The sequence below is a fragment of the Streptomyces sp. NPDC051582 genome (genome assembly GCF_040681715.1).
In the GTDB taxonomy this organism is placed as follows: Bacteria; Actinomycetota; Actinomycetes; order Streptomycetales; family Streptomycetaceae; genus Streptomyces.
Genome location: NZ_JBFAZJ010000011.1, coordinates 151841 through 177015, shown reverse-complemented (window position 1 = coordinate 177015; position 25175 = coordinate 151841). Strand labels below are relative to the sequence as shown.

22 protein-coding genes are annotated in these 25175 nt (G+C 72.8%); 6 read left to right on the top strand and 16 right to left on the bottom strand.

Annotation, left to right across the window (positions count from 1 at the left end):
* Nucleotides 1-37 precede the first annotated feature (37 nt).
* Both AB0M92_RS16890 and AB0M92_RS16885 read right to left on the bottom strand, forming a co-directional pair.
* A complete protein-coding gene (locus AB0M92_RS16890) occupies nt 38-2770 on the bottom strand; it encodes a DNRLRE domain-containing protein (RefSeq protein WP_366102916.1) in 2733 nt (910 codons plus the stop codon).
* Nucleotides 2771-2974: 204 nt separating this feature from the next.
* A complete protein-coding gene (locus tag AB0M92_RS16885; RefSeq protein ID WP_366102915.1) occupies nt 2975-4885 on the bottom strand; it encodes a cellulase family glycosylhydrolase in 1911 nt (636 codons plus the stop codon).
* A gap of 217 nt (nt 4886-5102) precedes the next feature.
* On the opposite strand from AB0M92_RS16885, the gene AB0M92_RS16880 reads away from it, so the two are divergent.
* The 3 genes from AB0M92_RS16880 (at nt 5103) to AB0M92_RS16870 (ending at nt 6723) form a co-directional block, all read left to right on the top strand.
* A complete protein-coding gene (locus AB0M92_RS16880; RefSeq protein WP_366102914.1) occupies nt 5103-5405 on the top strand; it encodes a hypothetical protein in 303 nt (100 codons plus the stop codon).
* A 171-nt stretch (nt 5406-5576) separates the two neighbouring features.
* Nucleotides 5577-6038, top strand: a complete 462-nt coding sequence (locus AB0M92_RS16875) for a cyclic nucleotide-binding domain-containing protein (RefSeq protein ID WP_366102913.1) — start codon at nt 5577-5579, stop codon at nt 6036-6038.
* Between the two features lie 241 nt (nt 6039-6279).
* The gene (locus tag AB0M92_RS16870; RefSeq protein ID WP_366102912.1) at nt 6280-6723 is read left to right on the top strand and encodes an SSI family serine proteinase inhibitor; all 444 of its coding nucleotides are present in this window, start codon (nt 6280-6282) and stop codon (nt 6721-6723) included.
* A 78-nt stretch (nt 6724-6801) separates the two neighbouring features.
* Here AB0M92_RS16870 and AB0M92_RS16865 read toward each other — a convergent pair whose 3' ends face one another.
* Nucleotides 6802-7677 (bottom strand): GNAT family N-acetyltransferase, encoded by an 876-nt coding sequence (locus tag AB0M92_RS16865; protein WP_366102911.1) that lies wholly within the window; start codon nt 7675-7677, stop codon nt 6802-6804.
* A gap of 34 nt (nt 7678-7711) precedes the next feature.
* A complete protein-coding gene (locus tag AB0M92_RS16860) occupies nt 7712-8146 on the bottom strand; it encodes a hypothetical protein (protein ID WP_366102910.1) in 435 nt (144 codons plus the stop codon).
* A 166-nt stretch (nt 8147-8312) separates the two neighbouring features.
* On the opposite strand from AB0M92_RS16860, the gene AB0M92_RS16855 reads away from it, so the two are divergent.
* A complete protein-coding gene (locus tag AB0M92_RS16855; RefSeq protein ID WP_366102909.1) occupies nt 8313-9050 on the top strand; it encodes a Sir2 family NAD-dependent protein deacetylase in 738 nt (245 codons plus the stop codon).
* Here the strand turns inward: AB0M92_RS16855 and AB0M92_RS16850 are convergent.
* The 8 genes from AB0M92_RS16850 to AB0M92_RS16815 form a co-directional block, all read right to left on the bottom strand.
* The gene (locus AB0M92_RS16850) at nt 9047-9529 is read right to left on the bottom strand and encodes a VOC family protein (RefSeq protein WP_366102908.1); all 483 of its coding nucleotides are present in this window, start codon (nt 9527-9529) and stop codon (nt 9047-9049) included. The genes AB0M92_RS16855 and AB0M92_RS16850 overlap by 4 nt on opposite strands.
* A gap of 137 nt (nt 9530-9666) precedes the next feature.
* Nucleotides 9667-13257 carry a bifunctional glycosyltransferase family 2 protein/CDP-glycerol:glycerophosphate glycerophosphotransferase gene (locus AB0M92_RS16845; protein ID WP_366102906.1) on the bottom strand — a complete coding sequence of 1197 codons (3591 nt, stop codon included), beginning with the start codon at nt 13255-13257 and terminating at the stop codon, nt 9667-9669.
* A gap of 179 nt (nt 13258-13436) precedes the next feature.
* Nucleotides 13437-13811: a hypothetical protein gene (locus AB0M92_RS16840; RefSeq protein ID WP_366102905.1), complete on the bottom strand. Its 375-nt coding sequence runs from the start codon at nt 13809-13811 to the stop codon at nt 13437-13439.
* A 138-nt stretch (nt 13812-13949) separates the two neighbouring features.
* Nucleotides 13950-14396, bottom strand: coding sequence for a roadblock/LC7 domain-containing protein (locus AB0M92_RS16835; protein WP_366102904.1), 447 nt, complete (start codon nt 14394-14396; stop codon nt 13950-13952).
* Nucleotides 14397-14476: 80 nt separating this feature from the next.
* On the bottom strand, nt 14477-15268 hold the full coding sequence (locus AB0M92_RS16830) for a transcriptional regulator (RefSeq protein ID WP_366102903.1): 792 nt from the start codon (nt 15266-15268) through the stop codon (nt 14477-14479).
* Complete coding sequence (locus AB0M92_RS16825; protein WP_366102902.1) at nt 15265-15684, bottom strand: hypothetical protein; 420 nt, start codon at nt 15682-15684, stop codon at nt 15265-15267. The genes AB0M92_RS16830 and AB0M92_RS16825 overlap by 4 nt, the downstream gene beginning before the upstream one ends.
* A 261-nt stretch (nt 15685-15945) precedes the next feature.
* Nucleotides 15946-16194 (bottom strand): helix-turn-helix domain-containing protein, encoded by a 249-nt coding sequence (locus tag AB0M92_RS16820; protein ID WP_048477985.1) that lies wholly within the window; start codon nt 16192-16194, stop codon nt 15946-15948.
* Nucleotides 16195-16329: 135 nt separating this feature from the next.
* On the bottom strand, nt 16330-16890 hold the full coding sequence (locus tag AB0M92_RS16815) for a TetR family transcriptional regulator (protein ID WP_366102901.1): 561 nt from the start codon (nt 16888-16890) through the stop codon (nt 16330-16332).
* A 185-nt stretch (nt 16891-17075) separates the two neighbouring features.
* Here AB0M92_RS16815 and AB0M92_RS16810 point away from each other — a divergent pair, with 185 nt between their 5' ends.
* A complete protein-coding gene (locus AB0M92_RS16810) occupies nt 17076-18311 on the top strand; it encodes a helix-turn-helix domain-containing protein (protein WP_366102900.1) in 1236 nt (411 codons plus the stop codon).
* Here the strand turns inward: AB0M92_RS16810 and AB0M92_RS16805 are convergent.
* The 4 genes from AB0M92_RS16805 to AB0M92_RS16790 form a co-directional block, all read right to left on the bottom strand.
* Entirely contained in the window at nt 18220-20169 is a 1950-nt protein-coding gene (locus AB0M92_RS16805; protein ID WP_366102898.1) for an APC family permease, read from the bottom strand. The two genes, AB0M92_RS16810 and AB0M92_RS16805, sit on opposite strands and share 92 nt — an antisense overlap.
* A 51-nt stretch (nt 20170-20220) precedes the next feature.
* Nucleotides 20221-21642 carry a helix-turn-helix domain-containing protein gene (locus AB0M92_RS16800; RefSeq protein WP_366102897.1) on the bottom strand — a complete coding sequence of 474 codons (1422 nt, stop codon included), beginning with the start codon at nt 21640-21642 and terminating at the stop codon, nt 20221-20223.
* Between the two features lie 262 nt (nt 21643-21904).
* Nucleotides 21905-22360, bottom strand: a complete 456-nt coding sequence (locus AB0M92_RS16795) for a (2Fe-2S)-binding protein (protein WP_366102896.1) — start codon at nt 22358-22360, stop codon at nt 21905-21907.
* Between the two features lie 35 nt (nt 22361-22395).
* Nucleotides 22396-24606, bottom strand: a complete 2211-nt coding sequence (locus tag AB0M92_RS16790) for a molybdopterin cofactor-binding domain-containing protein (protein WP_366102895.1) — start codon at nt 24604-24606, stop codon at nt 22396-22398.
* Nucleotides 24607-24902: 296 nt separating this feature from the next.
* Between AB0M92_RS16790 and AB0M92_RS16785 the strand changes: the two genes are divergently transcribed.
* Nucleotides 24903-25151: an SCO4226 family nickel-binding protein gene (locus tag AB0M92_RS16785; protein WP_366102894.1), complete on the top strand. Its 249-nt coding sequence runs from the start codon at nt 24903-24905 to the stop codon at nt 25149-25151.
* Nucleotides 25152-25175 lie beyond the last annotated feature (24 nt).

Below are 25175 nucleotides of genomic sequence, written 5' to 3'. Positions count from 1 at the left end.
TGCGGCCGTGCGGCCGTGTGGCCGTACGACCGTGCGGCTACGGCGCGCCGAAGGTCAGCGTGAGCTGCGGTGTGCCCTCGTTCGCCGCCGCCTCGGAGGACCACAGCCACAGTGCGTCCGTACCGGGGCTGGTCAGCGCCAGGCCGTAGCCCGTGCCGAGCGCACCCGCGAGGGCGGCCGCGTTCAGCCCGGTGGTGTGCACCGCCGAGCCGTCCGGGATCCCGGCGAAGCTGCCGAGGGCCGGAGCGCCCGTGGCGGGGCGGTTGTTGTAGGTGGTGCCCGCCTCCGTCCAGGTACCGGTGACCGGGACCACCGAGACCGTGTCCGCCGTACCGGCTCCGCCCATCGTGCTCGTCTTCACGCTCAGGGAGGCCGACTTGAGCACCGTGCCCGCGGGCGCGGCCGGCAGGTTGAAGCGCAGGTAGCTCGTGTACAGCGAGGATCCGCGCACGGCGAGCGAGGAGGAGCTTCCGTAATTGCCGTCCGGGGCGCCCGCGTTCGCGTACGTGTCCTCGGCGGCCTGCACCTGGACGACCGAGTCGGCCGGGGCGGTGGCCAGGGCGTAGTGGTTCTGCACCTGGGCCGCGCTCAGGATGCTCGGGTAGACGGCGGTCTCGTCGAGCTGGCCCGCCCAGAACTCGCTGGTCGGGGGGTTCGGCCAGGCGCCGAGGCTGTCGCCGCCGGCGTGCCAGTAGCCGGCGTAGTTCTCGTGCGTGGTGACGGCGAGGGTGCCCTTCTGCGCACCGTCCACGTAGAGGACCATGCCGCCCGGCCCCTGGGTGGCGACGACGTGGTGCCACTGGTTGTCGTTGTAACCGGCGCCGGTGGTGATCGTGCGGGTGGCTCCGGTGTACACGCCGTAGACGAGGCGCCCGTCATTGGTCATGTAGATGTGCTTGTCGTACTGACTGCTGCTGCGCACCTGGTTGTTGCCGAAACCGAAGAGCTTGCCGCCCCGGGTGGTGTTCGTCTTGAACCAGGTCTCGATGGTGTAGCTGCCGCCGATGGTCTGGCGCTGGTCTCCGTAGACCCGGGTGTCCGTGCCGTTGAAGCCGATCGCCGTGCTCGCGCCCGAGACCGCGCCGGGCGTCTGGCGCAGGGCCGGGCCGTTCAGGTGCACGCCGTTCTGGTTGCCGTTCGCCGAGGAGTCCGCGACGTTCGGCAGGGACGCGTCGTCGTAGCGCCAGAACAGCTGGGCGCCGTCCGCACGCACCTGGTTGGGGTACGCGTCGACCGAGGTCGGCACGGTCACGCTCGCGGTCGCCGACAGGGCACTGGTGTTGCCGGCCGCGTCGGTGGCCGTGACCCGGTACGTGTACGACTGCCCGGCGACGACGGTGGTGTCGGTCCAGGAGGCCTGCGGACGTTTGAAGAAGAGCGAGTCCGCCGTGACGGTGGCGATCGGGGTGCCCGAGCCGTTCCGGTAGACGCGGTAGGTCAGCGCGCTGTCGTCCAGGTCGAGGCTGGTGCGCCAGCGCACCTGCACCTCGCCGGGTTTGAAGCTCGCCGCGGTCGCGACGGGCACGGTGGGCGCCCCCGTATCGCCGGTGGAGGCGAAGCGGGTCAGGCTCTGCTGTGCGGAGCCGTTGACGGTGGTGAACTCGCCGCCGACCCACAGGTACTGGACTGCGCCCTTGGAACCGACCGCCATCACGCGCGGGCCGATGCCCTCGCCGATGCCGTCGTTGGTGTCGGGGGCCCAGCCCAGCTTGCCGACGCTGGTGGTCGGCTGGGCGAGCAGGTGGTGGCGCTGCCCGTCCGGGTACTCGCCGACGCTGGAGCAGTCGTGCGCGTGCGAGGCGCTGTACAGCACGTTCTGGTACGGGAGCACGGCTTGCGTGGCGCCGAGGCAGGTGTCGCGCCAGCGCTGGTTGAAGTCGCTCAGGTTGACCGCGATCCGGCCGTCGAAGACGCCGCCGCCGGTGCCTTCGTTGCCGGTGTAGAAACCGGTCGCGTCGGTCGCGATGTCCTTGACGACCGAGTTCGTCTCGATGAAGCCGGCGTACGTCTTGGTGAGCGCGCCGCTGGTGGCGTCGACGACGGCCAGCGCGTGCGTGTTCGCGCCGTTGACGGTGAAGAAGTCCCCGCCGAGGACGACGTGGTCGCCGTCGGGGGTCACCTCGACGGCGCGGCCCGGTTCGTCGGCGTCGGCGGTGAAGGGCCGCAGCGTGCCGTCGGCGGCGTCGACGGCGGCGAACCGCTGACGCGGCTGGCCGGCGACGGTCAGGAAGTCCCCGCCCGCGTAGACGGTGTCGTTCGTGACGGCGAGGGCTCGTACGGTGGCCGCGAAGGCGGGGCGGAAACCGGTCTTGACCGTGCAGGTCGCCACGTCGATCGCGGCGAGGCTGGAGACCGGGGTGCCGTTGACGGCGCCGAAGTAGCCGCCGGCGTAGAGGGTCTGTTTGTCCGGGGAGAGGGTGAGGGCGCGGACGGTGGCGGTGCCGCCGCCGACCGTGAAGGAGAGGTGGCAGGAGGTCGGGGCTCCGGTCGCGGCGTCGAGCGCGGCGAAGTTCACCGCGGTCTGCTCGGCGCCGCCCGAGCCCTCGGGCGGGCGGACCTCGGAGAAGGTACCTCCGACGAAGACGGTGCCGCCCGCCTCGGCGAGGGCCCAGACCACGCCGTTGGGCTGCCAGGTCGACAGCGGGTCGGCGGTGAAGGCGACGGGCGGGGTGATGGCCGCCGCCTGCGGGACGAGGCCGAGGACCGCGCCCGCGCCGGTCCCGGCCAAGGACAGGGCGAGTGCGGCCGCGAGCCCTCTGGATCTGCGCATGAACCCCCCAGTTCGGTGTCACTGTGCGGTGATGGCCGAAAACAGACGTTCGGCCGCCGTTCTCGACCATCCGTACGGGCGCACACTAGGCCCGTTCGCACCCCCGTTCACCCCACTTGACGCATTGGATGCCAAATTGGAGGTCTCCGGGGCCGACACTCGCTTCTCGCCATGATCGTTCCCGCTGGAGGGTGGAGCTCCGGGTCAGGCGGGCGGCAGGGGGCGGCAGAGGAGGGCCGCCGGACCCGGGCGTGAGGCCGCGCGCGTGGTGAAGGCGATCCCCGCCGCGTACTCGGTCGCCAGGCACTGGCCCTTGTAGTCCCCGTACGCGAACTCGCCGCCGGGAGCGCCGGACGGGCGGTTGTCGCCGCGGTCGAACCAGAGCGTGCGGCCACCGGCCGGCAGGGCCGTGCGGCCCGGCGCGCACAGGGCCGCCGAGACCCGCTCGCCGCGCAGGCTGTAGCCGATCAGGAACTGCCCCGCCGGGCACTGGAGCTTCGTGTAGCCGGAGGCCCAGTCACCGCCCGGGGGGACGTACGCCTCGTCGCGGACCACGGTGTGCCCGCCCGTCGCGGCCCGCAGGTCGGAGGTGCCGCACAGGCCGCGCCCGTCCGTGTGGCCGAGTCCGGCCAGCCGGGAACCGTCGGGGCAGACCGCCTTGCGGGCCCCGTTGTCCCAGTCACCGGTGGCCCGCGCGAGCAGCGAGGCATTGTGGTCCCGGTGGTCGGTGGCCAGCTGGTACCAGGAGGGGGTGACGGGGATCGGGCCGGTGCGCCCGGGGGTGGCGAGGGCCGTCCACGGCCGGGTACGCCAGTCACCCGCGTCGAGCACGCCGGAGCGGCGGCCGGAGGCGTCGTAGCGGAGCATCGCCCAGGAGTCGCCGCCCGGGGCCCCCTGGGCGGTGGTGCTCCAGCCGACCAGCGGCCAGTAGGCGAAGTCGGCGTCGACGGCGTTCAGGTAGCCGGTGAGGTTCTGGAACCAGGCGCGCGGGAGGGCGCCGGTCTCGTCGGCACCGGTGCCGAACTCGCTGACCCAGACGGGTGCGGTGAAGTGGTTGCCGGTTTCGGCGGAGACGTAGAAGGCCTGGTCGTAGAGGGTCTGTTCGAGCTGGGCCCGGCTCATGTCCTGGTAGCGGAGGTCATGGGTCTCGCCCATGCCGGTCGCGCCGCTGTGCCGGGGGCCGGTGTACCCGTAGAAGTGGGCCGAGTACACCAGCTTGTTGGAGACGACGAGGGTGTGGGACAGGGTGCGGACGGGGGTGAGGGTGGGACGGCCGTGCGGGAGGCCGTCCAGGGGGATGCCGGTCCAGTTGATGCCCTCGACCACGATGAGCAGGTTCGGGTTGGCCTCGGCGAGGATGCGGTCGCCCGCCTCCTGGGCGGCCGCCTGCCAGTCGTGGTTGTCGCCGAGCCCCCAGTTGGGGTCGTCGAGCACGTCGCGGCGGACCTCGTTGTAGAGATCGGCGCCGACGACGCGCGGGTTGTCGCGGTACCGGCGGGCCAGGAACACCCAGTCGTCGGCCCACTGGGCGGTGGACCTGCCGCTGTTCCAGCGCTCGTTGCCGTCGAGTCCGCAGCACCAGCGGGTGGTGCCGGTGTGGTTGTTGAGGATGACGGCGAAGCCGGCGTCGGTCAGCGCGGCGACGACGGCGTCGTAGACCTGGAGCGGGGTGCGGCCGCGCAGCGCCGGGTTGGCGGCGACGGCCTCGTCCGGGACGGGGGCGGTGGTGTGGAGCATCTCGTTCGAGAAGGGCAGCCGGATGCTGTTGAGGCCGAGGGCCCGGAAGTCGGCCAGCAGGGTGGGGACCGGTACCCGGTCCAGACCGAGCGGGATGCCGCCCGAGTCCTGTCCGGCGTGGTGCGTGGCGGGGTCGTTGCGGTCGCCGCCGCCGTTCCAGGAGCCCTGGGCGCCGTCCCAGTTGCCGGAGCGCAGCCGGAACCGGTTCCCCCGCGCATCGACGACGTAGCGGCCGCGGGTGGACAGCGGCGGGGTCCACGCCTCGGCCGGGGAGGCGGACAGGGGCGCGGCCGCGGCGGATGCCGGCGCGGCCACCGCCGGCAGGGCTCCCGCCAGCAGCAGGAGGGCGCCGGACAGCGCGCGGATGAGGCTCTTCATGTCGCTCCTGCGAAGGGGGGGTGAGGCAACTGGCGGATGCCGCGGCCAAGTTACCGGCCGGTTGCTGACCATGGAACCCACGCGGGCACCGACTTTCCGGCCTCCGCGGCCCGGGCCGTTCCCTTACGTGCGGCCACCCTGGCGAAACGGCCCCGCGCGGGGCCGTCAGCGCCTACCGTGCCCTGGGGGGACGGCGCCGAACGGGAGGGTGGGGCGGATGGACGAGGAAGAGGACATGCGGCTGGCGAGGATGACGCCGGAGATCTCCCGTCGCACCCTCACGATGCTGCGCGGGCTCGCCGGGCTGGAGCCGCCGGAGCAGGTGCCCGAGGACGCGATGATCGTCGCCGACGCGATCCTGGCCGAACACGGCACCGACGGGCTGCGGGTCCTGGTGATGACCCTGGCGGCCTGGGCCACGGCGCAGATCGAGAACGTCGCCGAGCTCAGCCGCCGCAGCCACGAGGCGGTCCTCGACGCGATGGAGCTGGCCTGCCTGGAGGCCAACGCCGAGGACTGACCCCCTGCGGGGCGCGACCGGCCGACTTCGGGGAGTCGGCGGCCCCGACCGCGCCCGGGGTGTGCCGGGCCGCCCGCGGGGGTACCGGACAACCGGGTGATGCGCCGCGCCCGGATTCTTCCGGATGTCGGTCACACTGGGGGTAACGGGGGGCCCTGATCGGAGGCCGTCGTGAGCACACCTTCCCCCATCCGAATCGCCGCCGTCCTCTCCGCCGAATACCGCGGACGGCTGATGTCCCAGGCCCGCGAGGTCAATTTCCCCGAGGGTGCGAGGATCTTCGAGGAGGGCGCGCGCGCCGAGTCCTTCTGGATCGTGCGATCCGGCACGGTGACGCTCCAGATCCCGCTGCCCGCCCACCGGCCGGCCCCCGTCGAGAACCTCGGCCCCGGGGAACTCGTCGGCTGGTCCTGGCTCTTCCCGCCGTACACCTGGCAGCTGAGCGCCGAGGCGATGACCCCGGTGCGCTCGTACGAGTTCGACGCGACCGCCGTACGGATGCTGATGGACGCCGATCCCGCGTTCGGCTCCACCATCGGCCACTGGGTCGGACGCGTGCTCGCGCTGCGGCTCCAGCAGACCCGGACCCGGCTGATCGACCTCTACGCCCCGCGCATCGCGACGGCCCGCTAGCGAGACTGCCGCCCGGCACGCGTTCCCGGGGGCCGAACACGCCCCCGGGAATGTTTCAGCGCGTGTGTTCGGCCGTTTCGGCGGATGGCTGCGCCACAGGTCAGCACACCCCGCACCACTGCGGTCTGCATACATTCACTTACGATCGGTGACGAAAAATCGAGGTGCGACCGGGCGTTCACGGTCCGTGTCGGCAAGACTCCTGTCCGCTATCCGAAACAACCACTCAAGGGAGTTCGAAATGCGGTCCATCGCAAAGGGTCTCGGCCTCGGTTCCGCCGCCATGGCGCTCACCGCTCTCACGGCCCTGGCCTGGCCGGGAGCCGCCGACGCCGCACCGTCGGGGGCGGACAGCCTGTACGCGCCCTCCGCCCTCGTCCTGAGCATCACCGCAGGGGAGGACCCGATCCACGGCACCGTGTTGCGCGCCGTGACCCTCGTCTGCGCGCCGACCCCGGGCGGGACGCACCCGTCCCCCGCCGCCGCCTGCGCCGAACTGCGGGCGAACGCGCACCAGTTGGACGCGGTCGCCGCGCCCGGCGCGGGCGTCGACTGCACCCGGGAGTGGAACCCGATGACGGTGACGGCGGACGGGGTGTGGCAGGGCCGCCGGATGAGCTACTCGTACACCTTCGGCAACCCGTGCGGCCTGCGGCACACCAGCGGCGCGCTGTTCGGCTTCTGAACGGGCACGGCGCGAGCGGCCGGGCGGCGTCGTGCGACCGCCGCCCGGCGCCCACGGCGGGAGCCCGCCCCGCGCCCGTCAGCCCAGTTCGAGGCTGGTCACCCCGTACAGCCCGGCCAGCTCGACCTCCGGGGCCGGGCCGGTGTACATCCGGGCGGCCTCGAAGGTCGGCTCCAGCCCCAGACCCGTCACGAGGGCGGTGGCCGACGGATTCGCGTCCGGCACGTCCACGGCGACCACCCCCTCGGGGGCGTGCTCCGCGAGCCGGTGCAGCAGGGCGGCGGCCACCGCCGGGGCGGAGGCGTACAGCGGGCCGATCCGCGAGGCCCCGCTGCACGGGCGGACCACGCCGAGGCCCTCGATGCGGCCGTCGCGGACGGCGGCGAGGGCGGTACGGCCCGGCAGCCCGGTCCAGGCCGACAGGAAGGCGTCGCGCGACTCGGGGAAGAACCGCCGGTCGTACGCGGCGAGCAGTTCGAAGGGCAGCGAGGCGGCGTCGACCACCTCGAATCCGGCGCCGCCACCGGCGCCACCACCGCCACCGCCACCCGATCCGTTCGGCCGCGGGACGCCCTCGTGGCGGACGTTGTTCCAGGCGGAACGGAACCCGGACTTGCGGTAGTTGTCCTGCTGGTCGACCACCCCGTCCAGGCCGACGAGCCGCCCGTCGAGCCGCTCCATCCCGGCCTGCCACAGCCGGATCCCGTAGCCCTGGCCGCGGACGTCGGGGCGGGCGATGTAGAAGCCGATGAAGCCGAAGTCCGACCCGTACCGCACGGCCGAGATGCAGGCCACCGGTTCGCCGCCGATCCGGCCGACGAGGAAGCCGGCCGGATCGGCGACCGCGAAGGCGAAACGGTCGGTGTCCCCCGGGTTCCACCCTTCCTCCTCGGCCCAGTGGCGGATCAGTTCCATGTCGGCGGCGCTCGCGCCGCCGATCTCGAATCCCGTCATGTCCGGTGTTGTACCAGACGGCGTACGAGGGGGGTCAGCCCGCGCAGATCACGTCGTCGAGCTTGATCGGCCGGGAGTCGAGGCGCACGTACGCGGTGAAGGTGTCGGTCTGGTCCGCCGACCAGTGGGTGGTGACGGTGGCCCAGCCGACCCCCGCCGACTGGGCGACGGTGACCGCACCGACCACGATGTCCCGGGGCTCGTTCTGGGCGCAGAGCAGCACGTCGGAGGTCGGAGCGTGCGCCTGCTTCTCCCTGAGCTGCTGCGAGATGCTCTGCTCACGGTCGAGCGCGGAAGGACCGTGGTGGCCGTAGAAGGCGGTGAGGAAGGCGCTGATCTCGGAGGCGGTGTGCCGGTGGCGGACGGCGACCGGCGTGGGGTCGGCGACGGCGGCGAAGGCGGTGGTCGGGGCCGGCAGCACGAGCAGGGCCAGCAGCAGGGCACCGACGCTGTACGAGGTGGTCTTCATGCGGGATGTGTAACCACCGGGGGTGTTCACGGGCAGGGGTGGGCCGTGGATCTCACTCCTGTGGGGGGCGGGATTCACCGCAGGAACGCCCCTCTCGGACGCGTGGGCGCCGTGGGCCCCGTCAATGCGGTCGCGGGTCCGGCCCGGCCGTACGTAGGGTCGGAGCATGGGGAAGCCGCTCGTCGCAGTGTTCAGTGGGGCCGGGATGTCGACCGATTCCGGGATTCCGGACTACCGGGGGCCGCAGGGGTTGTGGCGCCGGGATCCGGAGGCGGAGAAGCTGGTGACGTACGCGTACTACATGGCGGATCCGCAGATCCGGCGCCGCTCCTGGCGGATGCGCGTGGAGGTCGGGGCCCTGGCGGCGCAGCCGAATGCCGCGCATCTGGCCGTGACGGAGCTGGAGCGCACCGGCACCCCGGTACGGGTGATCACCCAGAACGTGGACGGACTGCACCAGCAGGCCGGAATGCCGCCGCGCAAGGTGTTCGAGCTGCACGGGACCGCCCGGTCGGTGGTGTGCACGGACTGCCGCGCCCGGTCGGGGATGGACGGGACGCTGGCCCGGGTCGCCGCCGGGGACCCGGACCCCGCCTGTCTCGCCTGCGGCGGGATCCTCAAGTCGGCGACCGTGATGTTCGGCGAGCGGCTCGACCCCGAGGTGCTGGCCCGGGCCGTCGCCGTGGCCAAGGGCTGCCAGGTGTTCATCGCCGTCGGGACGACGCTCCAGGTGCAGCCCGCCGCCTCGCTGGCCGGTATGGCCGCCGAGGCCGGGGCCCGCCTGATCATCGTGAACGCCGAGGAGACCCCGTACGACTCCCTCGCCGACGAGGTGATCCGCGAGCCGATCGGGACGGCGCTCCCGGCCCTGCTGACCCGCATCGTCGACCCCGGCCCCGGCTAGCCCGCGTCGGCCGCGCGGCGGAGCTCGGCGAGGTCCAGCCTCTTCATCTTCATCATGGCCGCCATCGCGCGGGCCGCCCGCTCCGGGTCGGGGTCGGCGACGAGTTCGGTGAAGCCGGCCGGGATGACCTGCCAGGACAACCCGAACTTGTCCTTGACCCAGCCGCAGGCGGATTCCTCCCCGCCGTCCTTCGTCAGTGCGTCGTAGTAGCGGTCGGCCTCGGCCTGGTCGTCGCAGTCGATCTGGAAGGAGACCGCCTCGCTGAAGGTGAACTGGGGGCCTCCGTTGAGGCCGACGAACCTCTGGCCGTTGATCTCGAACTCGACGGTCATCACCGCACCCGTCCGGCCCGGCCCGGTCTCGGGGTAACGGGCGACCCCGCCGAGCTTGCCGTCCTTGAACAGCGACACGTAGTAGTCGGCGGCGGCCTCCGCATTGCCGTCGAACCACAGGCACGTGGTGAAACCGTTGCTCGTCATGACTGCCTCCAGGCGTGTGCCGGTCGAAGCGGGAAGGCGGTTCGCCCTCCCGCTCCTATACAGACCGGCCCCGGGCCCGAAATTCATCGGTGGGCCCGGGGCCGGTCGGTAACGCGTCCTGAATGCACTCCAACGGCTTACACCGCGGGCTTCGCCGCCATGGAGAGCATGCGGTCGACGACGCGCTCGGCGGCGCCGCCGTCGTCCAGATCGCAGAACTCGGCGCGGAACGCGGCCCGCGCCTCCTTGAACTCCGCCCCGATCGCGTCCGCGCCCCGTACGGCCTCGATCAGGCTCGCCGAGTCCGCCAGCAGCGGGCCGGGGGCCTTGGCCGCCAGGTCGAAGTTGAAGCCGCGCAGCGTGGTCCGGTAGTGCTCAAGGTCGTACGTGAAGAGCAGGATCGGCCGGTCGGTGAGCGCGAAGTCGAACAGCGCCGAGGAGTAGTCCGAGATCAGTACGTCGGCGACGAGCAGCAGGTCCGTGGCGTCGGGCCAGCGGGACACGTCGACGACGAACCCGTCGCGCACCTCGTCCCGTACCTGCTCGGTCACGTGGTGGTGGCCGCGGACCAGCAGGACGTGGTCCTCGCCGAGCTCGCGCCGCGCCGCGTCCAGGTCGATCTGGAGGTCCAGCTTGTAGCCGCCGGACCAGCCCTCGCGGTTCTCGCGCCAGGTCGGCATGTAGAGGACGACCTTCTTGCCCTCGGGCAGGCCGAGCCGGCGGCGGACCTCGGCGATCCGCTGCGCGTCGGGCTTGACGAGCGCGTCGGTGCGCGGGCTGCCGGACTCGATGACCTCGCCCTGGTAGCCGAGGGCCCTCTTGAGCAGGGGCGTCGCGTACGAGCTCGGGGAGGCGAGCAGCGACCACTGGGCGCTGTCGTGCTCCAGCCCCTCCAGGATCTCGGGGCTCGTGTAGTAGTCGTGGATGAAGTCGTGGCCGATCTCCTTGATCGGCGTCCCGTGCCAGGTCTGGACGACGATCTGGCCGGCGCGGCGCTGGAAGCGCCGCGGCACGTTGTCGTTCACGACGTAGTAGCGGGCCCGGGCCAGGACCTCCCAGGCCTCGGTGCTGTCGTACGGCACGGCGCGGGCGGTCGCGGGGACCTCGGCGCGGCCGTCGCGGACGAGCCAGACGTGGTCCAGCTTCTCCCCGCGGCGCAGCAGCTCCTCGTGGATGGCACGGGGCGAGTCGCCCGTGCCGTTCCCCTGGTGGGCGTCGTAGACGGCGATGTCCTTGACCGGCAGGGCGCGCTGCGCCGGGTAGGTCTCGTACCGGGTGACGCGCTGGGCGTACCGGGAGCGGTCGTGCGGGCTGAGCAGCGGGTCGGAGACGATCACCATGCGGTCGTAGAAGCGGGCCTCGACGCGCATCCGGCGGCCCTGGACGGTGATCGCGGTCGGTCCGGCGTGCAGGGCGGTGGGCGCGAACTGCACGGGGGCGCCGCGGTCGACGCCGAGCAGACCCGCGGTGGTGCCGCCCTGGGCGAGCGGGCGCAGGGTGGGCCACCAGCGGCCCTTCGGCAGCGTGGCGCGGCCCGCGTAGGACTCGGGGAGGACGGGCTCGAAGGTGGATTCGAAGCGGTCGCCGTCCCGGCTGACGGGGTAGCTGAACTCGGTGCCGTGCGCGTCGTGCAGGACCAGCTCGTAGGGCTCGTCGCCGGGCGCGACGAGGCGGCCCTTCAGGGTGAGGGTGCCGTCCTGGCCGGTGACCGAGTCGACGAGCGGCGGCGTGGGCTGCACGGAGAGGGTCAGGTGGCCGGTGTTGCCGCGCTTGGCGAAGAGGGCGCGGTCGGTGTCCCCGCCGGTCAGGGGCACGACCAGGCCGTCGAAGCCGCCGCGTTCGTCGTGCGCGAGGCGGTGCTCGGAGCCGTCGGCGCCGACCACGGTCAGGCTCCACGGCTCGGGGGCCCACTCGCCGGGCTCGCACTCCGCGTCCGGTACGGCGGCCAGCCCGGCCAGCGGTACGCGCACGGTGAAGGGGATCCGGCCGGCGCCGCCGGAGCCGCTCGCGGCGGCGGTCTCGATCGGGAAGGTGAGGACGGCGGCGGTGGAGACGTGCTCGGCGCGCAGGGTGGCGCCGGCGCCGATCTCGGCGGCGAGCTCTCCACTCACCTCGACGGCGTCCTCGCCGGACGGGCGGACGTCCAGGGCGCGGGCCCGGACGGTCTCGACCTGGATGGTGAGGGCTCCGGTGGCGTTCGGGACGATGCGGACGTCCGGGGTCACCCAGTGGGCGGGCGGGTTCTGGCCGGTGTCGGACTCACCGCCCTTGAGGCGGGAGCGGTGCAGGCCGCCGGCGCCGGTGACGGCGACGGAGGTGGTCCATATGCCGTCGTTCCACTTGCCGCCCGTCTGGAAGGCGGTGGGATCGACGACGGCGGTGAAGCCGGCCCAGTCGGCGTGCCGCAGCGCGAGGTGCGGGGCGTTGACGGTGGCCATCGGGGAGGCGACCGTGCGCGCGGTGACCACGGTGCGGCGGCGCTTGCCCCCTTCGCGGAAGACCAGCATCTTGCGCGAGCCGAGGCGGCTCTCCGCGCCGAGGTGGCCGGGCAGCGCGTATCCGCGCAGCAGGAGCTTGCCGTCGCTCCAGACGGCCTGCTCCAGGCGGCTGACGACGCGGCGCTCGCGCGGGCCGAGGGTGAGGATCTTGGCGGGGACCGGCGGACGGCCGTTCAGGAACGGGTAGTCGGCCTGCGGGCGGGCGAGCCCCTTGACGGGGACGCTGTACGAGTAGTCGCTCTGGTGCTTGGTGAGGGCGATGAAGTCCTCGACGCGGCCTTCGCGGGCCAGGTACGCCTTGAGGCGGTCGGCGACGGTCAGGTCGGACCAGGGGCCGGTGCCGATCTCGCGGACGAGGCCGCCGACCTCCTTGACGAAGGCGGCGCGGAAGTCGGCTCCGCCTTCACCGACGTACTTGTAGATGAGCGGGAGTTCCTCGCTCAGCACGTTGTAGTCGTAGTCGCGCAGGTAGCGGGCGTACTTGGCGCCCTCCTTGGCCTTGAGGGCCTCGCGGACCAGGCGCACGGAGGTGACGCGGTCGATCAGGGAGACCGGGTCGGTGGAGCGCTGGGTGATGGAGCGCTCGCCGGTCTCGCGCACGCGCCAGTGGTAGACGCAGTCGCTGATGACGTCGACGCTGGCGGCGAAGTAGTGCGCGGGGATGCTGACGGGGGCGTCCTCGTAGAGGATGCCCTCCGGGTACTGGAAGCCGTGCTCGTCCCAGAAGCTGCGCCGGTAGACCTTGTTCCACGCGGTGCGGTCGGTGACCAGCGCCGGGAACTTGGAGATGTGGGTCTTCAGCTGCGTCTTGGCGAAGGCGGCCCGGTGGCCCCAGGACTGCTGCATGCCCACGGAGCGGAACCGCTTGACGTTGCCGCCGGCGAAGTCCGATCCGGTCTCGTCGAGGGCCGCTATGAGGCGCTCGTACGCGTAGTCCGGCATCGTGTCGTCACTGTCGACGAAGGCCAGGTACTCGCTGCCCTCGCAGGCGTGGCGGGCGCCCACGTTGCGGGCGGCGCCGAGTCCGGCGTTCTCCTGCATGACGACCCGGAAACGCTTGTCCCGCGCGGCGAAGGCCTTGGCGATGACGGCGCTGGTGTCGGTGGACCCGTCGTCGACGAGGATGCACTCGAAGTCGGCGAACGTCTGGGCGGCAATGGACTCCAGGCACTCGTCGAGATAGAGCTCGACGTTGTAGACGGGGACGACGATGCTCAGGCGCGGGGGCATGGGTGGCGGGTTCTCCAGCGTTTCAAGCTATTTCGATGATCAGGTGATGAGAGCATCCTACTCGGTAACAGGATGATAAAGTCCCCCCATCCTGGACATATGGTCTGTGACTCCCGGGGCGGACGGCAAAGAATTCAGCCGCCCGCCACCTCGGCGTCGAGCTCGGACCGAACGTCTGCTCAGACTTCGAGCTCCGCCTCGATCTTCTTGAGCTGGTGCCGGGCCATCGCGAGGTTCGCCCGGCCGCGGTCGAGCGCGAGGTAGAGGAAGAACCCCTTGGAGTCGCGGCTCTTGAGCAGCCGGATGAGGTGGTACTGGCCGCCGAGGGTGATCAGGATGTCCTCGATCTCCTCCTTGAGGCCGAGCATCTCCATGGTGCGGACCTTGGCGCGGACCACGTCGGTGTTGCCGGCCGCGGCCACGGCGAGGTCGAGGTCCTTGCCGCCGCCGATGGTACCGAGGGCCATACCGCTGCCGTAGTCGACCAGGGCGGCACCGATCGCGCCGTCGATGGTGGCGAGGGTCTCCTTGAGGGCGGTCTCCACATTGGCCATGACTGGCTCCTCTTTCTTTCTCTGGGTTCCGGCTCCGGGTTCTGGCGAATTCCAGGCCGTTTTCTGGTGATTTCAGAAGGTTTCTTACGGTTCTGCACGTCCGGTCCATACCGGTTACGCCCGATATGTCCGCATCAACTAGACCTGGTCCGTACGGATGTGGACGTGCGGGACTTCGGGGCCGCGGCGCCCGAGGACCTGGTCGATGAGCTCCGCTATGCGCAGGCTGGAGCGGCGGGCCTCCAGGTGGAGCCGGCCGACGTTGACGCGGGGTTCCGCGATGAGGGTGAGGACGGCGGCGTCGCCGGCCGCGTACGTGGCCACGTATCCGTGTTCGCCCCGTACGAGCAGCTCACGGAATCCGCCCTGGCCGGTGCAGTCGCTGAGCCGCTGGGCCACGCCGAGGGCGGCCGCGGTCAGGGCCGCGACGGACTCCACCTCGGTGGCGGCGCTGTCCTGCGCGAGTACGAGGCCGTCGGCGCTGCCGGCGAGGGCGCCGGTGAGCTGGGGAACCCGGGCGCGCAGCCTGCGGAGCTCGGCGAGTATCTCGGCTTCGGCCTCGGGGGGCACCATCGCCGTGCTCATGTCGGCCTTGCTCCTTTCGGGCTGCCTCCGCTCGGAGCGGTCGGCGCGCTCGGAGCGCAGGGCCGGTCGCAGCGGGAGCCTCACAGGCTTGCCTCCAGTGCGTCGCGTAACCGGCGGAGCAGCGCCACGTCCGGGGATTGGGTCTGGGTGATCCAGTCGGGCAGGGGTGTTTCGACCGGCGCCAGGACCGGCGCGTGGGGGGTCTCGACCAGTCCGGCCGCCGCGAGGCGCCGCACGTCGAGCAGGGTGTGGAAGGCCGGGCGGCCCAGGGCCCACGCGAGGTCCGCGGGGGTCCGCACACCGTCCGCCCTGGCCAGCAGGGTCCGCTGGCGGGCGGTGACGGTCTGGCCGGGGGCGGCGGCCCGGGGCACCACGGGCGAGGTGTCCAGCAGCGGATACGGCCACACCGCGTCGAGCAGCTCCCGCCGGCGCCGGGTCTCGCGCTCGACGGCGGCGGCCGGGACCGAGCGGACGGAGCCGATCCAGTGGGTGGCCCCGCGGCGGAACCGGGACGGCCCGGTGCCCGGGGACAGGGCGAAGAAGGCGGCGTCGAATATGGCGGCGAGGTGGCAGATCTCCAGTTCGCCGCCGGCCAGGCCCCCGCTGTCCACGAGGAAGCGGGCGACCTGGCGGCGGGCGCCGGCCCGGTCCACGGCCTCGCGCCAGCGTTCGGGGGCGAGGCCGCCGCCGGTGGTGAGCAGGACGTCGAGGCCGGGGGTGGCCGGGCTCTCGGCGTGCACGATGCGGCCGTCCTCCAGGAAGAGGGTGCCGCGGTCGCGCAACAGGGCGCCGGTGGCGCGCTCGGCGGCGAGCCGGGTCAGGAGGGGCGAGACGGCGACGGCGGCGAAGCCGCCGACCTGGGCGGGTGTCATCTGAGGACCAGCCCCTCGGCGAGTATGCGGAGTCTGTGCCGGGCGAGGGCGAGGTTGCCGTCGGTTCGGTCCAGCCACAGGTGGAGGAAGACGCTGCTGTCGAAGCTGGTCTCGACGAAGCGGAGGACGTGGTAGCCGGTGCGGGTCGTGACGATCAGGTCTTCCACGGGCAGGCTCGGGCCCGCCTGGCCGAGGTCCGGTTCCGATGCGGAATTGGGAGCGGGTTGGGCGAAGGACTCGTACTCGGCGGCCGCCCGGGCCAGCTCGGCGGTCTCGGCCGCGGTGGTCTCGTGGTCGCCGACCGGCGATTCCCCGGCGGTGCCGAGGGCCAGTCCGCTGCTCCAGTCGACCAGCGCGGCCCCCCGCGCACCAGGCAGGGCCATGGCTTCGAGCAGGCATTCGTCGATCCCGGGCACGCGGGCTCCCCTCCCGGCCAGACGTGCGAGGTGCACGGTCTACGGCGCGACAGGAGGGAACTTACTCACGTTCCACAGCGCGGAAGGGGCTTCTGGCATTTTCCGCGGGAACATGCACAGAACCACGCGGCTGCATGGCCGGAACCCGTCGACTTCTGATCACGAATGTTGATCACGGCCGTCGGTCGCGCAAGAGGGCGCGTGGGGCGCACGGGGCGCACGCCGTTCACCAGGGGCTCGGCCGAGGGGCTCGGCCGGGGCTCACGAGGCAAGCGGAAGGTGCTCCGCGAGCCGGAAGGCGCCGCCCTCGCGCTCGACGTAGCCCTCGTGGCTGAGGGTGCGCAGCAGATGGTAGACGGTCGGCAGCGGAATTCCGGTGACGCGTGCGAGCCGTTTCGCCGTCGCCCCGTTCTCTGCGTGCATCGCCTCCACGAGGCGCAGCGCCCGCTGCACGGAACCGATCAGGGTGGGTGCGCTGTCGCTGTCCTTCTGACCGCCGTCGGTGACCATGAATACTCCCCCTGCTCCGGTACGAGTCCTGGCACCCCCATGAAAGTCCTTCACCGCCCACAATCCCAGCTGACTCGCGCACCACCCGGACATAAGATCACCACGCCCCCGGCTCCGCCGGCCCTTTCGCGCCCGCTACTGCGCGAGGCGCGGGAGCAGGCGCTCGGCCATCGTCTCGATCAGGTCCTCCACCGGATACGGGTCGAGGAGGGTGGGGACGGTGAGGTCTTCGACGATCAGGCCCAGCATCGCCAGGTGGAGGAGGACCACGCCCTCGCGGTCGCCCGGCAGGCCGCGGTCCAGGTGCCCGGTCAGGTCCGTCTGCGGCCCGGCGCCCCGCAACCCGGCCATCTCCGACCGGAGTTCGGGGCGCCGGGTGGCCTCCAGCCGCAGCTCCAGCACGGCGATGTGCACGCTGCGCTCGCGCCTCGCCCGCGCCAGGACCTGCCCGAGCAGCGCCTTCGTGTCCGGCGGGCCGGTCAGGTCCGCCGGTTCGGGGGTCAGCCGCTCCCGGGTGCGGTGCAGGATCTGGACGAGCAACTGGGCGCGGTCGCGGAAGTAGTTCGAGGCGGTGCCCGTCGGTACGCCCGCCTGCGCGTCCACCGCGCGCAGGGTCAGGCCCCGTGAGCCCTCCCGGGCCAGGACTTCGATGGCGGCGTCGAGGAGTGCGGCACGGCGCTCCGGGTTCTGGCGCATGGGCGGTTCCCTGACGGTCATGGGCGGGTGCGCGGCTGCGGGGTGGCGGGTGGGCGTGCGGGGCGGCGGGGGACTGCGGGCGCGGCCGCCCGGCCACTTCACATGCAGTGATTCGGACACGCTAGCGGACCCGGCTCGGTCCCGGCCCTCCCCACCGCCCCCTCCCCCGTGTCACTCTGCCCGTCATGGAGCGGATCATCGAGGAGATACGAGAGGACCTGTCCCGCCGGATCACCGTGACGGCGGACCGGCTCGCCGACCGGACGCTGGCCGAGGATCCCGCGTACGCCGCCCTGCTCGGCCGGGCCGAGCTGCGCGAGCGGATCCGCCTGGACCTGCGGCAGTGCGTCGAGGGCCTGGACCGCGCCCTGCGCGGGCTGCCCGTGGAGCTCGCCGACGCCCGCGCCACCGGCGCGCTCCTGGCCGAACGGGGCCTGCCGCTCGCCTCGCTGCTGCGCGCCCGCCGGCGCGGCGGCCGCATGGTGTGGCAGACCCTGGGCGAGTCGGTGGCCGCGCACGATCCGGCGGCGCTGCCCCGGCTGCTGCCGGCCGCGGCCGTGCTGTGGGACGTACAGGACCAGCTGTCGGACGCACTGTCCGATGCCTACCGACGTGCGGAGACCGCTCGCTCCGATCGCGAACGGGAGCACCGGGCGGCCCTGCTGGACGCCCTGCTCGACGGCGCGGGCCCGGCGAGCGGGCCCGCGGCCGAGCTGGGGCTTCCCGAACGCGGCCGCTTCGCCGTGGTCGTACTCGCCCCGGGCGCGTCGGTCGACCCTCCCGACGCGAAGGCCCCGCGCGTGCTGTGGCGGATCCGCGCCGAGGGCGAGACCGGCCTGGTGGAACTGGGCCACCACCCGCTGGAGTCCGTGAGGGAGCTACTCGCCCCGCTCAGGATCCGGGCCGGGATCAGCCCGGTCGTGGAGACCCCCGACGACCTGGCCCGGGCCCGCCGGCTGGCCGCGCTCGCGCTGCGCACGGCCCCCGCGTCCGGCGGTCCCTGCACCGCCCTGCTCGACGAGCGGCTGCCCGGCGCACTGGTCGCCTCCCAGGCCGAACTCGCGGGCCGGCTGCGGCAGGTGGTGCTCGGCCCGGTGCTGGCGCTGCCCGCGGAGGACCGCCGGGTGCTGCTGACCACGCTGGGCACCTGGCTGACCTGTCAGGGCTCGACGACGTACGCCGCCCAGCGGCTGTACTGCCACCGCAACACCGTCTCGAACCGGCTACGCCGCCTGGAGCAGCTGACCGGGCGCACCCTCTCCGATCCGGCGCACGTGGTGGAGCTGGCCCTGGCCCATGCGGCGGTCCTCCAGCGCGCGAACGACCCGCTCAACTCGTCGATTCCGCAGCCGCCGCCGCTTCCGCAGGCCGCGCCGACTCCAGCAGGTACGGTACGTCGATCACCGCGACCCCCGGCATGAACAGCAGCCTCGCCTTCAGCCGGAACGCGTTCTGGTTGTGCAGGGGCTGCTCCCACCAGTGCCCCACCACGTATTCGGGGATCACGACGGACAGCATGTCCGTCCCCTCGGCGGCGGCCAGCTCCTGCACGTGCGCGAGCACCGGGCCGACGACCTCGCGGTACGGCGAGTGCAGGATCTTCAGCGGTACGCCCGGATCGTGTTCCGCCCAGGCCTCGCGCAGCCGCCGCGCGTCCTCCTCGTCGGCGGCGACCGTGACGGCGGTCAGGCTGTCCGGCCGCAGGGCCTGCGCGTAGCCGAGCGCCTTCAGGGTCGGGGCGTGCACGTTGGCGACCAGTACCAGCACGTGGTGGCGGGAGGGTTTGCGCGGTTTGACCCCGGGGGCGACGGCGACCTGGGCCGAGACCCGGTCGTAGTGCCGGCGGACGCCCTTCATGCCGAAGAAGAGCAGCGGCATCGCGATGACGACCAGCCAGGCGCCGTGCGTGAACTTGGTGAGCAGGACGATGACCAGGACCACGGCGGTCAGGGTGGCGCCGACCGCGTTGATCGCGAGCCGGCGGTGGATGTGGATCCGCTCCGCCTTGGGCGTGGCCGGGGAGGCGAGCACGCGCCGCCAGTGCCGGACCATGCCCGCCTGGGAGAGGGTGAAGGAGACGAAGACGCCGATGATGTAGAGCTGGATGAGGCGGGTCAGCTGGGCGTCGAAGGCGATGATGAGGGCGACGGCGGCGAGCGCGAGCAGCACGATCCCGTTGGAGTAGACGAGCCGGTCGCCGCGGTTGAAGAGCTGGCGGGGCGCGTACCGGTCCTTGGCCAGGATCGAGGCGAGCATCGGGAAGCCGTTGAAGGCGGTGTTGGCGGCGAGGATCAGCACGCCCGCGGTGACGGCCTGGAGCAGGTAGAAGAGGAAGTGCCAGCTCCCGAAGGTGGCGCGGCCGATCTGGGCGAGCGCCGTGGACATCGGGGTGCCGGGCGGCAGGCCCAGTTCCGTCGGGTCGGCGGCGACGTGCACCTCGTAGACCATGGCGAGGATGGTGATGCCGAGGAACATGGTCACCGACAGGGCGCCCATCGCGGCCAGGGTGTTGGCGGCGTTGCGGCTCTTGGGCTTCTGGAAGGCGGGGACGCCGTTGCTGATCGCCTCGACGCCGGTCAGCGCCGTACACCCGGAGGCGAAGGCCCGCATCGCGAGGAGCACCAGGCCCAGGCCGGTGAACGTGCCCTCGGGGGTGATCGGGAGCTCGGCCGATTCGGCGCGGATGGCGTCGCCGGTCGCGAGCCGGACGGCCGCCACGGCGAACATCACGTAGATGACGAGGACGAATCCGTAGGTCGGAATGGCGAAGATGCGTCCCGACTCCCGTACGCCGCGCAGGTTCATCAGCATCAGCAGCGCCACGAAGCCCACCGACAGGCCGACTTCGTGGTCGCTGAGGGAGGGGATCGCGGAGGTGATGGCGTCGACGCCGGAGACCACGGAGACGGCCACGGTCATGACGTAGTCGACGAGCAGCGCACTGGCGGCCGTGAGGGCGGCGGTCTGACCGAGGTTCTCGGAGCTGACGATGTAGGCGCCGCCGCCGCCCGGATAGGCGTAACAGGTCTGCCGGTAGGAGGCGACGACCACGATCATCAGGAAGACGATGGCGGCGGCCGCGTACCAGGCGAGGTGGAGCAGCGCCACCCCGCCGAGGGCGAGGATCAACAGGATCTCCTCGGTGGCGTAGGCCACGGAGGAGAGCGGGTCGCTGCAGAAGATCGGCAGCGCGAGCCGTTTGGGCAGCAGGGTCTCGCCCAGTCGTGCGGTGTCGAGCGGTTCACCCACCAGCACGCGCTTCAGATTGATACGCCTCATTCCGGCATGATCGTGCATGTTTCATGCGGTTTGTCCCTCATTGAGCCTGTGTCATGCCGCGGACCCCGCGAACCCGGCCAGTTCCTCGGCCCGGTGGGCCAGCCACAGGTCGTGGCGGGCGCTCGGCGACTGCAGCAGCGAGCGCTCCAGCAGGGCCTCGATCCGGATCAGCCGCTTGCGCGCCCCCGGTACCGAGATGCCGAGCGCGGCCGCCGCCGGCACCAGGTGCGCGTCGTGCCGCAGCCAGGCCCGTACGGTCTCGCGGGCGCCGGGCGGGGCGTCGGGTCCGGTCAGCGGCGCGAGATGCGCACGGGCCCAGGCCGCCAGGTCGGGGTGGCGCAGTACGGCGTCCAGATCGGCGGGAGCGCCCGCGGCCCCGGCGCCCGGGGGAGCCCCCGGCCCGCCCGGGGTCAGCCGCAGCGCGAACGAGAGCTCCGCCTGCCCGGGCAGCCCCGCGAGCTCCGTGCCCAGCACCGACTCCACGAGGCGCAGCCGCGTGGCCAGGGTGTTGCGGTGGATCTTCAGCAGCCGCGTCGCGTGCGGGCCGAAGTTCAGCCACGCGTGGGCCGTGGCCCGCAGCTCCTGCGCGCCGGGATCCTGGGGGCGCCGGGGCTCGTACGCGTGCAGGGGCGCGAGCAGCGCCCGGGCCCAGCCGGTCCCGGCCGCGTGCGCGGCCAGCTCCGGCTCGGGCCCGGGGCCGAAGCGGGCGCGGCGCGCGGCGCGGCCGCGGGCCACGGCCAGGGCGTGGAAGGCCTGGGTGTACGCGGCCGGGGCCTCGCGCAGCAGCAGCTGCCCGCTGACCCCGACCGTACGGTCCCGGGCCACTCCCACCAGCGCCTCCGCCAGCGGATCGTGCCCGGCGGAGCTCGCCGCGAGAGCGGCCGGGACCAGGGCGATGAGGTGGCGTACGTACACCGGGCAGCGCACGATCCAGGCCCGGCCGCCCGTCAGCTCCCCGCAGATCCGGGCCACCTCGCCCCGCTGCCCGGCCCGGCATTCCACGACGTACATCCGCAGCGGATCGGGCAGCGAGGGGCCGAGCGCCTCGGCGATCTGGTGGGCGGTGGAGAGCCGGCCGTTCATCAGCAGGTGCAGGACGGCCTCGCGGGCCCGCGATTCGGCGAGCTCGGCCCGCTCCTCGCGCCGCTCGGCCTCCTCTGCGCGCAGGACGAGGGCCAGCGCCGCGGCGGCGTCCGCGAGCAGCGCGGGCGCTCCCGGATGGTGCGGCAGGTCGAGCACGGCGGCCAGGGCGCGGCCCCCGTCCAGCGCGAACAGCAGCGCGGCCGAGCGCTCGCCGTGCAGGACGGCCGAGCGCACGCCCCGGGTCCTCAGCTCCGCGGCCCCGCGGACGGCGAGCTCGGGGCCCGCGGCCGCGCCGGCGTCGGCGTCCACCACGCCGGTCCAGCCGTCCAGGCGGGCGGCGAGCCACTCCAGCAGGGCGGCCGAGCCGCCGGAGTGGGCGAGCCGGTGCACCTTGAGGACGTCCTCGGCCCGGCTGCGGGACCGGTCCGCGGACGTGGTCGCAAGGGGCGGGTGCGAAATGGGAGGTCCCTTCGGTCCGGGGCGCGCCGTCGCGGTCACAGTCCACCATTCCACGCGTCACTGTGCCCGGTGATACCCGTCCCGCCCGGTCACTGTGCAGGGCGGACCCTGCGAACCGGCCCACGCCCGCCTAGGTTTGGCCCGAGCGGCCGGGGCCCCGGGACGAACGGGGGAATTCCCGGGGCCCGGGCGCTCACATCCGTGCGGCCGCGCTGCGGATCGCCTCCCGGATGCGGAAGTAGGTGCCGCAGCGGCAGATGTTGGCGATCGCGTCGATGTCCTCGTCCGTGGGCGTGGCGGTGCGCTTCAGCAGCGCGACGGCGGCCATGATCTGGCCGGGCTGGCAGAAACCGCACTGGGCGACGTCCTGTTCGATCCAGGCCTCCTGCACGGGATGCAGCTCGTCCCCGTTCGCCAGCCCCTCGATGGTGGTCACCGTCCTTCCCGCGCACGCGGAGACGGGCACCACGCACGGGCGGACGTCCACCCCGTCGAGATGGCTGGTGCAGGCCTTGCAGACGTCCACGCCGCAGCCGTACTTGGGGCCGTGCACGCCCAGCATGTCGCGGAGCACCCACAGCAGGGGCAGATCGTCGGGCGCGTCCACGGTGACGCTGCGCCCGTTGACGGTGAAGGTGTGCGAGGGCACGGAGCACTCTCCTGGACTGGGCTGCCGGCGACCGGCTAGCGGGGATACGGGGTGAAGTCGACGTCGAAGTCGAGCGGGAAGCTGCGGGGCTTGGAACCGGTGGCCCTGGCCCAGGCGTTGGCGATCGCTCCGACCGCCGCCGGAACGCCGAGCTCGCCCGCGCCGCCCGGCTCCTCCCCGGTGGCCGGCAGTACGAAGACCCGCACGTCCCGCGGGGTGTCGCGCTGGCGCGCCCAGTGGAACTGGCTGTAGCTGCCCTCCAGCGGCAGCCCCTTGTCCAGGTGCAGTCCGGCCTTCAGGGTGGTGGAGATCGCGTCGGTGAGACCGCCGATCATCTGGGCCTCCAGCCCGCGCGGGTTGACGGGCAGGCCCACGTCCACCGCGATGACGGCCTTGGTGACGCGGACGTGCTCCGGGTCGCGGGCGTCGATCTCGACCAGGCAGGCGGTGCGGGACTTGTACTCCTCGTGGAAGGCGATGCCCTGTGCGCAGCCCGCCGGCATCGCCCGTCCCCACTCCCCCGCCGTCGCCGCCCTGTCGAGCACGGCGCGCTGGGCGTCGGTCTTCAGGAAGGTGCGCCGGAAGCGGTAAGGGTCCTTGCCGGTCCGGGCGGCGAGTTCGTCGACGACGATCTCCTCGGCGCCCCGGGTGTTGGCCGAGTACACCGAACGCCAGGAGCCGGTCGGGATGCCGGTGGGCACCTCGCTGAGCCCGTGGGTGGTGAGCCCGAAGTGGTAGGGGGACTTGACGGTGGTGTGGAACAGGGTCTGCGCCAGCGTGGCGTTGCCGATGCCCGGCGGCAGACCGGCGGCGGTGGCGGTGATGATCTCGCCGAGTCCGTGCCGGAAGTCGGTCTCGGCGGCGGCCACCCGGTGCTCGAACGAGAGCACCTCGCCCAGCAGATGGGTGGCGCGGATCTTGTGGTGGGTGGCGGGGCGCATCCGCCCGTGCCGGGTGTCGTCGACGCGGGTCCACATCAGCCGGACGGGGCGGCGGCAGGCCTTCGACACGCGGGCGGCCTCCAGCGCGGCGTCGAAGAAGAGCCGGCGCCCGAAGGAGCCGCCGGCCTGGACCACGTGCACGGTGACCTTGTCGAGCGGCAGGCCCAGATCTGCCGCGATGGTCTGGCGGGCCACGATCGGGGACTTGAGCCCGGACCAGATCTCGGCGCGGTCCTCCCGTACGTCGGCCACCGCGGAGTTGGTCTCCATGGCGGCGTGGCTGACGAAGGCGAAGTCGAACTCGGCGTCCACGTACGGGGTGAGCAGCGGCGGCACCAGGAGCGGCGGGGTGGCGGCGCGCAGCCGGGCGCGGACCTGTTCGTCGGAGAGCCGGTCGGCGGGGCCGGGGCCCCAGGTGACCCGGAGGGCGGCCTTGGCGTCGAGGGCCTGGCCGAAGGTCTCGGCGACGACCGCGACCCCGGTCGCGATGGTGACCACGTGCAGGACGCCGGGCATCGCCCGGACGGCCGCGAGGTTGGCCACGTCCTCGACGCTGCCGCCGAGGCTGGGAGGGCGGCGCAGCACGCAGGGTTTGGCGCCGGGCACGTCGAGGTCGAGCGTGTACCGCTGGGCGCCGGTCACCATGGCGCGGGCGTCGATCCGCGGGGTGGGCCTGCCGATGAGGGAGTGCTCCTCCGTCTTCTTCGGGGTGGCGCCGAGGACGATCAGCGCGGGGTCGGCGGCGGCCGCGGCGAGGCCGCCGTATCCGGCGGTGCGCCCGTCGGGGGCCCGTACGACGCCGCCCGCGGTGGTCAGCGAGGAGGCGGCGAGGTTCCAGCGGCGGGCGGCCGCGGCGACCAGGCGGGCCCGGGCGGTGGCGGCGCTCTGGCGTACCGGCCCGTAGAGGGAGCGGATGGAGTTGGAGCTCCCGGTGAGCTGGTTGAACAGCAGCTCGGGCCGCGCGTCGTCGAGTTCCACGCGGACGGCGGCCAGCGGGGCGTCGAGCTCCTCCGCGACGAGCATGGCGACGGCGGTGGTGAGGCCCTGGCCGACCTCCTCGCGCGGCAGCCGGAAGCGGATGCTCCCGTCCGTCTCCACGGAGAGCGCCAGCAGGGCGGAGGTGGGCGCGCCGGCCAGGATGAACAGGTCGCCGAGGTCCACCAGATCGGCGGGGGCGGGCAGGCTGGGGACGACGGCGCGGGCGGGCTCCGGGGCGAGGGCGTCGGCCGCGGCCCGCGTGACGAGGGCGAGCGTCGGCGCGGCGACGAGGTACGTCAGGAAGGAGCGGCGGTTCTGCCCGGTCATGTTCTACGTCCCCATCCGTTCGTTACCGACGCGTAGCGTAGCGATCGCCGGATGGGCTGGGAAGCGGGGCGGCGTCCTGCCCGCGCGGGGACGGGGTCCTTCGTTCGGGGGGTACCCCCGCGGGGCCGTTGATCCGGGTCGCGTACGGGTCGTGTACGGATTCCGCCGCCGGACGGGTCGCACGTCTCGTCCGTACGATCGATCCCCGCCCTCCGGAGCGCCGGTTTCCGGCCGCGGGAGGACGATGGAAGGACAGATGGCGGTACACGCCGACATCACGCGAGGAGGTGTGCGCGGTGACCATGTACATGGATGTCCACCACGGCATGAAGGGCATTACCGAAGCCGAGCTGATGGCCGCCCACAAGGCGGACCTGGCCATCGAGGGCGAGGAGAAGGTGCACTTCGAGCGCGCCTGGGCCGACCCCGCTTCGGGCACGGTGTACTGCCTGTCCGAGGCGCCCTCGGCGGACGCGGTGATGCGTATCCACGAGCGGACCGGGCACCCGGCCAGCGAGATCCACCCGGTGCCGATCGTCGTGTGACGCCGAGGAGCTCCGGCAGGCCCC